Origin of the sequence: Corynebacterium mastitidis DSM 44356, assembly GCF_000375365.1 — a bacterium.
In the GTDB taxonomy this organism is placed as follows: Bacteria; Actinomycetota; Actinomycetes; order Mycobacteriales; family Mycobacteriaceae; genus Corynebacterium; species Corynebacterium mastitidis.
The window spans coordinates 132,950-148,010 of record NZ_AQXB01000007.1 but is presented as its reverse complement, the minus strand read 5'-3'; the positions used below and the strand labels follow the sequence as shown (position 1 = coordinate 148,010).

The following is a 15,061-nucleotide window of genomic DNA, read 5'->3' as shown; positions in this document are numbered from 1 at the left end:
GGCGCTGTTGAACTAGGCCGCCGACTAGGGCCGCCGTCCGGCGGGACTGAGGGCGCGCCCCTAGCGCCAGCTCGGCATCCACATCATGGAGTCGAAGTAGCCGTCGGGGATGGCGTAGCCGTAGAACAGCGGGGAGAAGTACAGGAACATGGCCACCACCGCCGCCAGGTACGCGGCCACGGTCAGGGTGCCCCGGTGCAGCGTGCCCCCCGCGAGGTCGCGCAGTATTCCCCGGTTGACCTGCCCGCCGCGCCCGCAGAGCTGGCCCAGGGTCAGCGCGATCATGGCGATGCTAAACGGCACGAGCGGGGAGGCGTAGAAGAAGTACATCTGCCGGTCAAAGGAGGCCAGCCAGGGGATAAAGCCCGCGCTGAAGGCCACCAGCGGCACGAGGAAGCGGCGATCGCGGCGCACGAACAGACTCCACAGCGCCCAGAGCAGCACGGGGATGGTGAGCCACCAGATCGCGGGGGTGCCAAAGAGGTACACCATGCGGCGGCAGGTGCCCGCCCCGCACTCGATGCCGGTGGACGAGTAGTACAGGATGGGCCGTCCGGAGACGAGCCAGGCCCAGGGCTTGGAGTCCCAGGGGTGGTGGTGGCCGCCCGAGGAGGTGAGCTGGGCGTGAAAGTCCAGGACGGAGAGGTGGTAGTACAGCCAGCTCGCGGCGGTATCGGGCAGCGCGCTGAGCCAGGAGTGGTCCGAGGAGGCGATGGTGCCGTCGGCCGCCGCATGGCGGTACACCGAGGTCTCCGAGGAGAACCAGGCCCGCCACGACCACAGGTACAGCGCGGCGGGCAGGAGCACGAGGGAGGTCAGGGCGGGGAGGGTGTCGCGCAGCAGCGCCCCGAGCACGGGGCGGGTGGCCCCGTAGCGGCGGCGCAGGGCGAGGTCGCCAAACACGCTGAGCAGCCCAAAGAACGCGATGTAGTACAGCCCGGACCACTTCACCCCCAGCGCCAGGCCCAGGCACACCCCGGCGGCAAAGCGCCACCAGCGGTACCCCAGGCGGGGGCCGTAGGGGGAGTTGCCCAGGTTCCCCTCGGCCCAGGCGCGGTGGAGGCGTCGGTGGATCTGCTGGCGGTCGGCCACCAGGGCCCAGGCGGCGAGCAGGACGAAGAGCACCTGGAAGATGTCCAGCATTCCGTAGCGGGAGGTCACCAGGAGCACGCCGTCGAAGGTGGCCAGCAGGCCCGCGAAGGCGGCGATCTGCCAGGAGTTGCTCAGCGAGCGCACGAATCCCATGAGGGCCAGCACCACGAGGCAGCCGAAGAGCGCCGCCATGAACCGCCACCCCAGGGGCGTGTAGCCGAACAGCCGCTCGCCCAGGGCGATGATCTGCTTGCCCAGCGGGGGGTGGACCACCAGCCCGTAGGCCGGATTGTTCTCGATCCCCCCGATCAGCGGGTTGATGGTGCTGCGCACCATGTCCCACGCCTGGGGCACGTAGTGCTTCTCGTCGAACACGGGCGTGCCCTTGGCGGCGGTGGAGCCGAGCCCGATGAAGCGCGTGAGCAGGGCCAGCACGCCGATCACGGCGAAAGAGTAGGCCTCGGGGCGGCCCCAGGGGGAGCGCAGCGGGGCGGGGGGATCGGGCCTGCGAAAGCGGGGGAGGGTGCTCGGCGTGCTCACCCGTCAGATTTTAGGGGCCTCGGGGTGCTGCGGGTAAATGTGCCATGCTGTACCCATGAACTCCTCGCATCTCGACGCCGCCCTGAGCGCCCCGCTGCCCACCGGGGTGGTGCTCGCCGCCACGCCCCTGGGCAACGTCGGAGACGCCACCCCCCGGCTGTGCCGCCTGCTCGCGGAGGCGGACGTGATCGCCGCGGAGGATACCCGCCGCACCCGGGCGCTGGCCCAGGCCCTCGGCGTGGAGATCACCGGCCGGGTGGTCTCCAACTTCGACCACAACGAGGAGCAGCGCGTGGAGGCGCTGCTGGCGGCCGCGCGCTCCGGCACGGTGGCGGTGGTCACCGACGCCGGGATGCCCGTGGTCTCCGACCCGGGGCTGCGCCTGGTCAACGCGGCGCTCGAGGCGGGCGTTCCGGTGAGCTGCGCCCCCGGCCCCTCGGCGGTGCCCACCGCCCTGGCGCTGTCCGGCCTGGAGGTGGGGCGGTTCATCTTCGACGGCTTCGCCCCCCGCCGCGACGGCGCCCGGCGCACCTGGTTGGAGTCGCTGCGGGGGGAACAGCGCGCGGTGTGCTTCTTCGAATCCCCGCACCGGGTGGCGGAGACCCTGGCCCTGGCCGCCGAGGTGCTGGGGGAGCGGCGCCGGGTGGCGGTGTGCCGGGAGCTGACCAAGACCTACGAGGAGGTGCGCCGGGGACCCCTGGGGGAGGTGGCCCGCTGGGCGGCCGAGGGCGTGCGCGGCGAGGTGACCGTGGTGCTCGACGCGGCGGCGAAGGAGGAGCGGGACGCGGCCTCGCTGGTGCCGGAGGTCCTGGCGCGGGTGGCGGAGGGGGAGCGGCTTAAGGCTGTGTGCAAGGAGATCGCCGCCGCCAGCGGGGTGCGCACCAGGGAGCTGTACGACGCCGCCCTGGCCGCGCGCGGCTAAGTCAGGCTCCTCACACAAACTCTCAGCAAGATGTGACCTTTCCGTGACCTTTTTGCCCGCGGTGTGCGCCGTGCGCTGGGCTTATGTGTGATTACGGGAGGGTAACGATCCTGGCGGCGGCGTTTATTCCGGCGCTCCTATCGCCGCGGTAGGTTTGATATATCGCGGGGGCTGCTTAATGGTGGAGTGTATGACACATCCGCATGAGTATGAGAGAGAGGGGGAGCAGGCCTCTGCCACCGAGCAGTTGGCGGCCATGCTCCAAGGGCAATCCGCCATTAGCGCCGGATTGGATCAATATACCGAAGCGGATATCACCCTGGAATCCGAGGATGAGGGCAAGGGGGTGAACTGGCCGGTGGTCTCCGCCGCCGGCGCCGTGGCCCTGGCCATGGTGGTCTGGGGACTCGTGGGCTCCGAGTCCTTCGCCTCCTTCGCGCAGAGCGCCCTGAACTTCGTGGTGACCAACTTTGGCTGGGCCTTTGTCCTTTTTGGCACTGTGTTCGTGGCCTTCGTCGCGGTGATCGCGCTGAGCAAGTTCGGCTCCATCCGGCTGGGCCGGGTCAACGAGGAGCCGGAGTTTAGCTCCGTGTCCTGGATCGCCATGATGTTCGCCGCCGGCATGGGCATCGGCCTGATGTTCTACGGGGCGTCGGAGCCGCTGACCTTCTACCGGCAGGGGGTGCCCGGGCACGCGGAGGAGGACGTCAACTCCGCCATGGCCTCCGCGATGTTCCACTGGACGCTGCACCCCTGGGCGATCTACGCCATCGTGGGCCTGGCCATCGCGTACTCCACCTTCAGGATCGGGCGCAGGCAGCTCATCTCCTCCGCGTTTACCCCGCTGATCGGGGAGCGGCGCGCCAAGGGGTGGCTGGGGCAGCTCATCGACACCCTGGCGATCTTCGCCACCGTGTTCGGCACCGCCTGCTCCCTGGGCGTGGGCGCCATCCAGATCGGCGCGGGCCTGTCCGCGGCGGGCATCGTGGAGTCCCCCGGGATGTGGACCATCATCGGCATCGTCTCGGTGCTCACCCTGGCCTTCCTGCTCTCCGCCGTCTCGGGCGTGGGCAAGGGCATTCAGTATCTCTCCAACGCCAACATGGTCCTGGCGGCCATCCTGGCCATCGTGGTCTTTGTGCTCGGCCCTACCGTGGCCGTGCTCAACCTCATCCCGGGCTCCATCGGCGGCTACCTCTCGGAGTTCTTCTCCATGGCCTCGCGCACCGCCACCAACTCCGACGGCGAGTGGCTCTCGAGCTGGACCATCTTCTACTGGGCCTGGTGGATCTCCTGGTCGCCCTTCGTGGGCATGTTCCTCGCGCGCATCTCGCGCGGGCGCTCCATCCGCGAGTTCTGCGTGGGCGTGCTGCTCATCCCGGCGGGCGTGTCCACCGTGTGGTTCGCCATCTTCGGCGGCACGGCGATCACCATGGAGCGCGAGGGGCAGTCCGTGTGGGGCGACGGCTCGGCGGAGAACCAGCTCTTTAACCTCCTGCACAACCTGCCCGGCGGCCAGGTCATGGGCATCGTGGCGGTGCTCTTGCTGGGCACCTTCTTCATCACCTCGGCGGACTCCGCCTCCACCGTCATGGGCTCCATGTCCCAGTACGGCCGCACGGACGCCCACCCGCTGGTCTCCGCGTCCTGGGGCCTGCTGACCGCGCTCATCGGGCTCACGCTGCTGGTCTCCGGCGGGGACGACGTGCTGAGCAACCTCCAGAACGTCACCATCGTGGCCGCCGCGCCCTTCCTGGTCATCGTGATCGCCCTGATGTTCGCGCTGGTCAAGGACCTGCGCAACGACGTGATCTACCTGGACTACCGCGAGCAGCAGCGCTTTGCCCGCAGCCTGGCCCGCGAGCGGCGCATTCACCGCGAGTACCTGCAGCGCGAGCAGCAGCGCGCGCGTCGCCTGGCGCGCCGGGCCAAGCGGCACGAGCGGGCCGGGGGTGGGCACGCGGCAGACAGATAAATTAGGCTAGAGCGCATGACCAAAACCGTGCTCGTTTCTGTTGCCTGGCCTTACGCCAACGGTCCCCGCCACATCGGCCATGTGGCGGGGTTCGGCGTTCCCTCGGACGTCTTTGCCCGCTATCAGCGAATGCGCGGCGCCGAGGTGCTCATGGTCTCCGGCACGGACGAGCACGGAACCCCGCTGCTGGTGCAGGCAGACAAGGAGGGGGTGTCCGTCAAGGAGCTGGCGGATCGCTACAACCGGCAGATCGTGCAGGACCTTGCGGGCCTGGGGCTGTCCTACGACCTCTTTACCCGCACCACCACCCGCAACCACTACGCGGTGGTGCAGGAGCTGTTCAAGGGCCTCTACGAGAACGGCTACATGATTAAGCAGACCACCATGGGCGCGGTCTCGCCGCGCACCGGGCGCACCCTGCCGGACCGCTACATCGAGGGCACCTGCCCCATCTGCGGTGCCGACGGCGCGCGCGGCGACCAGTGCGATAACTGCGGCAACCAGCTCGACCCGGTGGACCTTATCAAGCCGGTGTCCAAGATCGACGGGGAGACCCCGGAGTTCGTGGAGACGGAGCACTTCCTGCTGGATCTGCCCTCCCTCGCGCAGGCCCTGGAGGAGTGGCTGAGCACCCGGGAATCCTGGCGGCCCAACGTGCTCAAGTTCTCCCTGAACCTGCTGCGCGACCTCCATCCCCGCGCCATGACCCGGGACATCGACTGGGGCATCCCGGTGCCGGTGGAGGGCTGGCAGGACAACAACGCCAAGAAGCTCTACGTGTGGTTCGACGCGGTGGTGGGCTACCTCTCCGCCTCCATCGAGTGGGCCTGGCGCTCGGGAGACCCGGACGCCTGGCAGAAGTTCTGGCGCAACCCCGAGGCCGAGGCCTATTACTTCATGGGCAAGGACAACATCACGTTCCACTCCCAGATCTGGCCCGCCGAGCTGCTGGGGTACGCGGGCAAGGGCGCCAAGGGCGGCGACCTGCACGCCTACGGCGAGCTGAACCTGCCCACCGAGGTGGTCTCCTCGGAGTTCCTCACCATGTCCGGCTCCAAGTTCTCCTCCTCCAAGGGGGTGGTGATCTACGTCAAAGACTTCCTCGAGGAGTTCGGCCCGGACCCCCTGCGCTACTTCATCGCCGTGGCGGGCCCGGAGAACACGGACACGGACTTCACCTGGGACGAGTTCGTGCGGCGCATCAACAACGAGCTGGCCAACGGCTGGGGCAACCTGGTCAACCGCACGGTGTCCATGGCGCACAAGAACTTCGGGGAGGTGCCCGTCCCCGGTGCCCTGCGTCCCGAGGACGAGGAGATCCTCACCCTCGCCCGGGAGTCCCTGGACGCGGTGGGCGAGTGCCTGGAGCAGTCCAAGTTCAAGGCGGGCATTACCGCCGCGATGCACGTGGTGGGGGAGGCCAACGCCTACATCGCGGCCCAGGAGCCGTGGAAGCTGGCCAAGGACGAGGCCCAGCGCGAGCGCCTGGCCACCGTGCTGTGGACGGCCCTGCAGGTGGTCAGCGACTGCAACGTCATGCTCACCCCGTACCTGCCCGCCACGGCCCAGCGCGTGCACGAGACCCTGGGGCGCGAGGGGATCTGGGCCGCCCAGCCCGAGGTGAGCGAGGTGACGGACGACGCCCCCGTGGAGCTGGTGGGCACCGGCTTGCCGGAGGAGGGCCAGCGGTACCCGATCATCTCCGGGGACTACGCCGCCCAGCAGGCGCGGTGGGAGCGCGTGGACGTGGTGCCGGGCACGGCGCTGGCCAAGCCCACGCCGCTGATCAACAAGCTGGACCCCGAGCTGGCGGAGACCGGCCCCGCCTGGGCGCCGGTGCAGTAGCGGGGGAGCCCGGCCCGTGGGGCGTCGGGTCAGGCGCGGCGGGGGATAAAAGGTCCTTTGTTTTCTGCGGGGGCGCGCTGTGCGCAACGTTATAAAAAGATACTTTCGTATCCGGGGGTGGGGGCGGCGGTTGTGTTTCCGCTGGCGCGGTGGGGGTCCCGGGGCGGGGCCGCCAATGGGTCATTTGGGGTTTTATACGGTATCCCTATGCGGCGCGTCCCGGGGGCCTGCGGACCATTAGATATACCTCTTCGGGGGTGGTTTCCGGCGGTATTATGAGTGGCGTAAGGAAAATAAAAATAAAAACCGGAAAGGTGCGGCGGTCGTGTTTTCTTTTCGTCCCGTTATGGGGGTAATCGTGGCCAGTTCTGCCATAGCGGCGGGCATCGTTGTTTCTTCCTCTGCGGCGGCCTTTGCCTATAATTGCGCGGATTATCACGTGGCAACCATTGTCCGCCTTACCAACGAGTACCGGCAGGAGAACGGGCTGGCGTCGCTGAAGTGCGATGATGACCTGGTGGAGGGGGCGCAGGCCTGGGCCGACGCGATGCGTCGAAAGGGCAAACTGGAACACCAGTCCGGGTATTACGCGGAGAACGTCGCCTGGATCGGGGCTGAGGCGCAGCCGGATCGGCTGGTGCGGGCGTGGATAGACTCCCCGGGGCACCGCAACAACATGCTGAACCGGGAGGCCGAGTATATGGGCGCCGGGTGGAGCTACGAGAAGGGCAAGGGCACCTACGGCGTGCAGCGATTCTGGTAATACGGGGGCATGGCTAAGAAGAAACCCAGGCCCACGCCCGAACCCGCCGACTTCCTCCCGCACCTCGTGGACGCGCACACCCACCTGGCCTCCTGCGGGGCGCGCACCCCCGAGGAGATCGACGCCGTGGTGGCGCGCGCGGTGGACGCGGGCGTGGAGCGGATCTGCACGGTGGGCGACGGCCTGGAGGAGGCGGAGCAGGCGCTCGCGGCGGCGCGGCACCATCAGCGCGTGTACGCGGCCTGCGCGATTCACCCCACCCGCGCCGCGGAGCTAGACGAGGCCGCCCGGGCGCGGCTGGCGGAGATGGCCGCCGATCCGCGCTGCGTGGCGATCGGTGAGACGGGGGTCGACACCTACTGGTTGCGGCACGACCCCGAGTCTACCGCCCCCCTGGAGGTCCAGGAGGAGGCCCTGCGCTGGCACGCGGACCTGGCGGCGCGCTCGGGCAAGGCCCTGATGATCCACAACCGGGAGGGCGACGAGCACCTGCTGCGCATCCTGGACGAGGTTCCCGCCCCGCCGGCGGTGATCCTGCACTGCTTCTCCTCCCCGGTTGCCACGGCGCGGGAGGCCATCGAGCGGGGGTGGGTGCTGAGCTTCGCGGGCAACGTCACCTTCAAGCGCAACGAGGAGCTGCGCCAGGCGGCGGCCCTGGTGCCCCCGGGGCAGCTTCTGGTGGAGACGGACGCCCCCTACATGACCCCGGAGCCCTACCGGGGCGCGCGGAACGAGCCGTTTTTGGTGGGGCACACGGCCCGGTGCGTGGCTCGGGTGCGCGGGCAGGAACCGGAGGAGCTGGCGCTGGAGGTCTCGCGCACCTTCGACGCCGTCTACGGGCTGGCGTGACTGGTGTGACCACCGTGATTCCTGTGCCTGACCTGCTGGGATTCGCGCGCGGCGGCGGGCCGCGAGGCTGGACACGGCGGGGCGCGTTACCGTACTGTTATGTGGGTTGACATGATCCCGCTTCCCTGGAGAACTCTGTAATGGCACCCAAGCACACCTCAACGATCCGCCGGATCAACAGCAGCCACTCCATGCCCCTGCGCGTGGCCACGGGCGGCGTGCTGGCCACCATGGTGGTGGGCGGCGTGGTGGTGGCCCAGGGGCAGAAGTCCGTGGTGCTGGACCTCAACGGGGAGCGCACCGAGCTGACCACCATGTCCAGGGACATCGCCGGGGCCCTGGAGGAGGCCGGGGTGGAGGTGAGCACTGGGGATCTGGTGTACCCGGCCCCCTCCGAGAAAGTGACGGACTCCGGGACCATCACCGTGCGCACCGCCAAGCCCGTGGCCCTGGTCATCGACGGCGAGGAGCAGGGCATCCGCTCCACGGCGCTGACCGTGGAGGACCTGCTCAGCGAACACCCGGAGATCGAGCCGGGCTCCGAGGTGACCGCCGAGGGGTCCAGCCGCATCACCGACGGCATGAAGCTGGAGATCACCTCGCCCAAGATCGTGGCCATCCACGACGGCAAGGACGTGAGCTACACCTCCCTGGCCGCCAAGACCGTGCGCGACGCCCTGAAGCAGCGCGGGATCGAGCTGGGCGAGGACGACGTGGTGCGCCCCGGCCTGGACACCCCGCTGAGCAAGAACCTCAGCATCGTGATCGACCGCGTGGAGAAGGTCGAGGAGAAGGGCACCGAGGAGATCGAGCCCCCGGTGGAGTACGTGGACGACGCTGACCTGCCGGAGGGCGAGGAGTCCGTGGTGGAGGAGGGGTCCGCCGGGGTCCGCGAGGTGATCCGGCAGATCCTCCGCGTCAACGGCGAGGAGAAGGAAAACAAGGTCGTCCACGAGGAGGAAAAGACCCCGGCCCGCGCCCGCGTGATCGCGCGCGGCACCAAGTCCGGCCCCCGCTCGGTCACCGTCTCCTCCCGCGCCGCCGGGAGCGGCGAGACGTCCTCCGAGGAGGGCGGCGCCTCCGCTCCCGCGGTGCCCCAGGGCGGGGTGTGGGACTCCCTGGCCCAGTGCGAGGCCGGGGGCGATTGGTCCATCAACACCGGCAACGGCTTCTCCGGCGGCCTGCAGTTCACCCCCTCCACCTGGGCGGGCTTCGGCGGCACCGAGTACGCCCCGGAGGCCCACATGGCCACCCGCGAGCAGCAGATCGCCGTGGCGGAGAGGGTGCAGGCCGCCCAGGGCTGGGGCGCCTGGCCCGCCTGTACCGCCAAGCTCGGCATCCGCTAGGGCATGGGAAGCCAGCCCGCCCGCCTGCTCGGGCCCGTGGAGATCCGTCGCCTTGCAGAGGAGCTTGGGGTCAACCCCACCAAGAAGCTGGGGCAGAACTTTGTGCACGACCCCAACACCGTGCGCCGCATCGTCGCGGCCGCGGAGCTGAGCCCGCAGGATCGGGTGATCGAGGTGGGCCCGGGCCTCGGCTCGCTCACCCTGGCGCTGCTCGACACCGCCGAGCAGGTCACCGCCGTGGAGATCGACGACCGCCTGGCCCGCCGCCTGCCGAGCACCGCGCGGGAGTTCGCGGGGGACTACGCGGACCGCCTCACCGTGGTCAACCGCGACGCCCTGCGCCTGGGCACGGGGGACGTGCCTCAGCCGCCCACCGCCCTGGTGGCCAACCTCCCCTACAACGTCTCCGTGCCCGTGCTGCTGCACCTGCTGGCCACCTTCCCCACGCTGCGCCGGGTGCTGGTGATGGTGCAGGCGGAGGTGGCCGACCGCCTCGCGGCGGACCCCGGCTCCCGCGTGTACGGGGTGCCCTCGGTCAAGGCGAGCTTGTACGGGCAGGTGCGCCGCGCGGGGGCCATCGGCAAGAACGTCTTTTGGCCCGCCCCGCGCATCGACTCCGGCCTGGTGCGCATCGACTGCTACCCGCCGGACCGGGCCCCCTGGCCGCTCACGGAGGAGACCCGCCGCGCCGTGTTCCCCCTCGTGGACGCCGCCTTTGCCCAGCGCCGCAAGACCCTGCGCGCCGCGCTGTCCGGGGTGTACGGCTCCGGGGCGGCGGCGGAGGAGCGGCTGCGGGCCGCCGGGATCGACCCCCAGACGCGCGGCGAGCGCCTGAGCGTGGCGGACTTCGTGCGCCTGGGAGGCGCGCAGTGACGCGGCGGGTGGTGCGCGCCCGCGCCCACGGCAAGGTCAACGTGTTCCTCGGGGTGGGGGAGGCCCGCGCGGACGGCTTCCACGACCTCTCCACGGTGTTCCAGGCGGTGAGCCTGCACGACGACCTCGCGGTGGAGGCCGTGCCCTCCCGCCGGGTCGCGCGCGGCCCCCACGTGCGGGGCGTGCGGGTCACGGGCCTGGACGCCCACAAGGTGCCTACGGACTCCACGAACCTCGCGGTGCGCGCCGTGGAGGCGGCGGTAGGCCGTTACCGGCGGTGGCACGGGCTGGGCTGGGCCCCGGCCTTCTACCTGCACCTGCACAAGGGCATCCCCACGGCCGGGGGCATGGCCGGGGGCTCGGCGGACGCCGCCGCCGCGCTGCGCGCCACCGCCGAGATCCTCGCCGCCGAGTACCCCGAGCACCCGGCCCTGGCGGAGTGGGAGCTGCACGAGATCGCCGCCGAGCTGGGCTCGGACGTGCCCTTCACGCTCATGGGCGGCACCGCCTGGGGGCGCGGGCGCGGCGAGGACCTCACCCCGGTGCTGAGCAAGGGGCGCTACCACTGGGTCTTTGCGCTGTCCCCCCGGGGGCTGTCCACCCCCGAGGTGTTCAAGGCGCTCGACGAGCTGCGCTACGCCCGCCCCGAGCGGCGCCCGCGCATGGACGTGGACGCGATCAACGCGGCCCTGGCCACCGGCGACCCCCTGGCGGTGGGGGTGCACATGCACAACGACCTGGAGGCGGCGGCCCTGAGCCTCATGCCGGGCCTGCGCGTGGCGCACGGCGCGGCGGTGGAGCTGGGGGCGGTGCGCTGCGTGGTCTCGGGCTCGGGGCCCACCCTGGCCTTCCTGTGCCGGGACGAGGAATCGGCGGCCGCGGTGGCGGAGGAGTTGGTGGGCCAGAACCTGGCCAGCCGCGCGGTGGTGGCCCACGGCCCGATGCCGGGGGCGCGGGCGGTGGGATAGCCGACGGGGCGGCTATGCATCCGTCCAGAGGTGCGCCTGGGCGAGGTCGGGAGGAGTCGAGGGCTCCTCGACGAAGCTTGCGATGGGCCCAACCACCCGGGCAAGCGCGGCAAGCGTGCTCATCGGCGCCTGCCCCTCCCCGCGTTCGACGCGCGAGAGGACGTCGTGAGGAATCCCTGCTTTTTCCGCCAGCGCCGCCTGGCTGAGACCGTTGCGTGCGCGGGCGGCGCGTATCTCCCCACCGATCCGGATCAGGGCTGTCTTCGGTGGCCGCACGGACGTCCTCCCTTCCTCTGCGGGGCGTGGTGGCGTTGTATATCTGAGGATAGCCGCGCGGCCGCCCCGGCCTACACCCCAGTCACCTCCATCTCCACCGGAGCGTGCTCCACCTCGTGCCGCGCCACCGCCTCGCCCGCCTCGAGGTCCACCACAACGAGCCCACTTGTGGCGTCGCTGACGTAGGCGGTGGAGCCCGCCACCTTGAGGATCGGGCCGGGCTCCTGCCAGTCCTCCTTTTCCTCCCAGGGCTCGATCACCGGTATGCTGCGCAGCACCTCGCCGCGCTCCATGTCGATGATCTTCAGCGCGCCGTCGGTGGTCAGCACGATCCCGCGCCCGGACTCGTCGCGGCCCAGGGAGCGGAACCAGTAGGAGGCGCCCAGGTCCACGGTGCGCAGCGAGGCGTCGCGGGCATCGATGATCGCCACGGCGGTGGGGCGCTCGTGCTCGGCGTGGGGGTCGGTCTTGTGATCGCCCAGCACGTAGGGGGAGTCCGGGTGCCCGGCGAGGTTGCCGGAGCGCTGGTAGGCGGTGTCCACGGGCACCTTGGCAAAGCCGGTGCCGTCAAAGACCACCGGCCCGTTCTCGCAGCCGAACACCACGCGCTCCCCGGCCACGGCCTCCCCATGCACGCCGGGGCAGTCGGTGGTCTCCGCCGAGGCGTGCCCCTGGGCGTCGAGGAGCCGCACGGTGGAGCGCTCCTCCTCGGTGCCCGCGGTGGCGAGCAGGCCCGCGCCGAGGGGCACGGCCACGCCGTGGTGGGCGGAGCCGGTGGCCACGCGGCGGGCCGGGGCGGGGGAGGCCTGTGTGAAGGAGTCGGTGGGCAGCAGCGTGGCGCTGCCCTCCCCGTCGGAGAAGAGCGCGGTGGTGCCGCCGTGGGCCACCACGTGCCCGGCGCGCGGGGCGTCGAAGGCGGTGGAGGTGAGCACCGGATCGCCGGAGTAGGCGTGGGAGTGGTCGCCGTGATCCACGCGACGCGCGGCGGCGTCGTAGAGCAGGAACTCGTCCCCGGCGGTGACGAGCAGGGTGCGACCGTCGCCGGTGGGGTTGAGGCGTAGGAATCCCTCGCGCGCGGTGGTGGCCAGGGGCTCGCCGGTGACGGCGTCGAGGGTGGTGATGCCGCCGTCGTGGGTGTAGGTCAGGCGCGGGTGGAGGGAGGAGACCCCTGCGAGCTCGGTGAGTTCTGCGAGTTCGGCGGGGCCGGTGTGGGCAGTGCGGGCGGTGTGGGAGGTGGGGTTGGTGCAGGCGCAGAGGGTAAGGCCGGTGCTGAGGAGGGCGGCGAACGCCGCGGTGCGTTTCATGCGGCGAAGCCTAGCAGATAATGAAAACCATTATCAATAGTGTGGGCGGGGTGCGCGTGGCATAGAATTGACCAGCGTTATGGCAAACCTCATCAACATGGAGGCCGTTTCCCTCTCCTACGGCCTGAAAACCCTGCTCGACGGCGTCTCCCTGGGGGTGCAAAGCGGCGACCGCATCGGCGTGGTGGGACTCAACGGCGGCGGCAAGACCAGCCTGCTCGAGGTCCTCACCGGCCTGGCCGCCCCGGACTCCGGGCGCGTCTCCCACGTCCACGACCTGCGCATGGCCGTGGTCACGCAGCGCGCCGACCTCGACCCCGAGGCCACCGTGGCCCAGGTGGTGCTCGGCCCGCTGGGCCTGGAGACCTTCGAGTGGGCCTCCAACGCCAAGGTGCGCTCAGTGCTCGGCGGCCTGGGGGTGGCGGCCCTGGGGCTGGACACCCCGGTGGGCAGACTCTCCGGCGGGGAGCGCCGCCGCGTCAACCTCGCCGCCGCCCTGGTGCGCGAGCTGGACCTCGTGGTGCTCGACGAGCCCACCAACCACCTCGACGTGGAGGGGGTGCAGTGGCTGGCCTCCCACCTGCTGGGCCGCAAGATCGCCCTGGTGGTGGTCACCCACGACCGCTGGTTCCTCGACACGGTGGCCACCCGCACCTGGGAGGTGCACGACGGCCGGGTGGACGTGTACGAGGGCGGGTACAACGACTGGACCTTCGCCCGCGCCGAGCGCGCCCGCCAGGCCGACGCCGCCGAGGCCCGCCGCCGCAACCTCGCGCGCAAGGAGCTGGCCTGGCTGCGCCGGGGCGCGCCCGCCCGCACCTCCAAGCCCCGCTACCGCATCGAGGCCGCCGAGGCGCTCATCGCGGACGTGCCCGCCCCGCGCGACTCCGTGGAACTCATGGCCTTTTCCAAGCGCCGCCTGGGCAACCGGGTGATCGACCTGGAGGACGCCCGCGTGGAGACCCCCGACGGCCGCGTCCTGGTGGACGGCCTGACCTGGCGGCTCGCGCCCGGCGAGCGCATCGGCCTGGTGGGGGTCAACGGCTCCGGCAAGACCACCCTCCTGCGCACCCTGGCGGGCGAGCACCCGCTGGCCGCGGGGCGCCGCGCGGAGGGCCGCACGGTGCGCCTGGGCTGGCTGCGCCAGGAGCTTGACGACCTCGACCCCACCCGCAGGCTGCTCGACGCCGTGGAGGACGTGGCCACCTACGTCACCCTGGGCACCAAGGAGCTCTCCGCCTCCCAGCTCGCCGAGCGCCTGGGCTTTTCCGCCAAGCGGCAGCGCACCCCCGTGGGCGACCTCTCCGGCGGGGAGCGCCGCCGCCTGCAACTAACACGCGTGCTCATGGCGGAGCCCAACGTGCTGCTACTCGACGAGCCCACCAACGACCTCGACATCGACACGTTGCAGGAGCTGGAGTCCCTGCTCGACGGCTGGCCCGGCACGCTCGTGGTGATCTCGCACGACCGCTACCTCATCGAGCGCATCGCGGATAGCACCTGGGCGCTCTTTGGCGACGGGAGGCTGACCAACCTTCTCGGGGGCATAGAGCAGTACCTGCGCCGCCGCGCCGAGGAGGCCGCCGGGGCCGGGGCGGCCACGCTGGACCTCGGGGACAAGACCCCCGCCCCGGCGGCCGAGCGCCCGAGCAGCCAGGAGTACCGCCAGCTCTCCAAGAAGATGAACAGGCTGGACAAGGAGATGGCCGCCCTGGAGAAGAAGATCGCCGCCTGCGAGGCGGAGATGGCCGAGGTGGCGGCGGCCACCCCGCCGGACACCCAGCGCCTGGCGGAGCTGGACGCCCGGGCGCGGGACCTGCGCGAGCGGCACGAGGAGGCCGAGGCCGCCTGGCTGGAGGCCGCCGAGGAACTCGAGGGATAAGCGCCCTCGTGGCTGCCGCGCGGCGTCTTTCATCAGGCGGCGGGGACGCGAGGTTCGAGTAGGGCCGGTACACTGGCGGCCATGATTTTGATCAACGTGGTGTACCGACCCAAGCCCGAGTACGTGGAGAACTTCCGCGAGAAGGTCGAGGAGTTTACCCAGGCCACCCGCGCGGAGGAGGGCAACATCTTCTTCGACTGGTACCGCAGCACGGACGACCCCGGCGTGTACGTGCTCCTGGAGGCCTTCCAGGACGACGCCGCCGAGGCCCATGTGAACTCCCAGCACTTCAAGGACGCCTGCGAGCTGTTCCCCGAGCTGCTGCTGGAGACGCCCAAGATCATCAACACCACCATCCCGGGCAAGACCGAGTGGGACCGCATGGCCGAGTTTGCCGTGGACTAGCCCCCGGTAGACTGGTTGCTC

The 15,061-nt window shown here is 70.6% G+C and carries 13 protein-coding genes; 10 read left to right on the top strand and 3 right to left on the bottom strand.

Features of this window, described 5'->3' with window-relative positions:
* Nucleotides 1–60 precede the first annotated feature (60 nt).
* On the bottom strand, nt 61–1,632 hold the full coding sequence (locus tag B140_RS0109355) for a dolichyl-phosphate-mannose--protein mannosyltransferase (protein ID WP_018119100.1): 1,572 nt from the start codon (nt 1,630–1,632) through the stop codon (nt 61–63).
* A gap of 55 nt (nt 1,633–1,687) precedes the next feature.
* Between B140_RS0109355 and rsmI the strand changes: the two genes are divergently transcribed.
* From rsmI to B140_RS0109315, 8 genes are all read left to right on the top strand, one after another.
* Complete coding sequence (gene rsmI / locus B140_RS0109350; RefSeq protein ID WP_018119099.1) at nt 1,688–2,554, top strand: 16S rRNA (cytidine(1402)-2'-O)-methyltransferase; 867 nt, start codon at nt 1,688–1,690, stop codon at nt 2,552–2,554.
* Between the two features lie 190 nt (nt 2,555–2,744).
* Nucleotides 2,745–4,529, top strand: a complete 1,785-nt coding sequence (locus tag B140_RS0109345; protein WP_083912295.1) for a BCCT family transporter — start codon at nt 2,745–2,747, stop codon at nt 4,527–4,529.
* A gap of 15 nt (nt 4,530–4,544) precedes the next feature.
* Nucleotides 4,545–6,374: a methionine--tRNA ligase gene (metG, locus tag B140_RS0109340; RefSeq protein ID WP_026166190.1), complete on the top strand. Its 1,830-nt coding sequence runs from the start codon at nt 4,545–4,547 to the stop codon at nt 6,372–6,374.
* 439 nt (nt 6,375–6,813) lie between these two features.
* The gene (locus B140_RS0109335) at nt 6,814–7,137 is read left to right on the top strand and encodes a CAP domain-containing protein (RefSeq protein ID WP_018119096.1); all 324 of its coding nucleotides are present in this window, start codon (nt 6,814–6,816) and stop codon (nt 7,135–7,137) included.
* A 9-nt stretch (nt 7,138–7,146) separates the two neighbouring features.
* A complete protein-coding gene (locus tag B140_RS0109330; protein WP_018119095.1) occupies nt 7,147–7,986 on the top strand; it encodes a TatD family hydrolase in 840 nt (279 codons plus the stop codon).
* 140 nt (nt 7,987–8,126) lie between these two features.
* Entirely contained in the window at nt 8,127–9,332 is a 1,206-nt protein-coding gene (locus tag B140_RS0109325) for a resuscitation-promoting factor (protein WP_018119094.1), read from the top strand.
* A gap of 3 nt (nt 9,333–9,335) precedes the next feature.
* Nucleotides 9,336–10,205, top strand: coding sequence for a 16S rRNA (adenine(1518)-N(6)/adenine(1519)-N(6))-dimethyltransferase RsmA (rsmA, locus tag B140_RS0109320; protein ID WP_018119093.1), 870 nt, complete (start codon nt 9,336–9,338; stop codon nt 10,203–10,205).
* Nucleotides 10,202–11,173: a 4-(cytidine 5'-diphospho)-2-C-methyl-D-erythritol kinase gene (locus B140_RS0109315; protein WP_018119092.1), complete on the top strand. Its 972-nt coding sequence runs from the start codon at nt 10,202–10,204 to the stop codon at nt 11,171–11,173. Before rsmA ends, B140_RS0109315 begins: the two co-directional genes overlap by 4 nt.
* 12 nt (nt 11,174–11,185) lie before the next feature.
* On the opposite strand, the gene B140_RS12440 is transcribed toward B140_RS0109315, so the two are convergent.
* Both B140_RS12440 and B140_RS0109305 read right to left on the bottom strand, forming a co-directional pair.
* A complete protein-coding gene (locus tag B140_RS12440) occupies nt 11,186–11,449 on the bottom strand; it encodes a helix-turn-helix domain-containing protein (RefSeq protein WP_018119091.1) in 264 nt (87 codons plus the stop codon).
* A 71-nt stretch (nt 11,450–11,520) separates the two neighbouring features.
* Entirely contained in the window at nt 11,521–12,753 is a 1,233-nt protein-coding gene (locus B140_RS0109305) for a hypothetical protein (protein WP_018119090.1), read from the bottom strand.
* A 79-nt stretch (nt 12,754–12,832) separates the two neighbouring features.
* Between B140_RS0109305 and B140_RS0109300 the strand changes: the two genes are divergently transcribed.
* Both B140_RS0109300 and B140_RS0109295 read left to right on the top strand, forming a co-directional pair.
* Nucleotides 12,833–14,635 (top strand): ABC-F family ATP-binding cassette domain-containing protein, encoded by a 1,803-nt coding sequence (locus tag B140_RS0109300; protein WP_018119089.1) that lies wholly within the window; start codon nt 12,833–12,835, stop codon nt 14,633–14,635.
* Nucleotides 14,636–14,716: 81 nt separating this feature from the next.
* The gene (locus B140_RS0109295) at nt 14,717–15,040 is read left to right on the top strand and encodes a putative quinol monooxygenase (protein WP_018119088.1); all 324 of its coding nucleotides are present in this window, start codon (nt 14,717–14,719) and stop codon (nt 15,038–15,040) included.
* Nucleotides 15,041–15,061 lie beyond the last annotated feature (21 nt).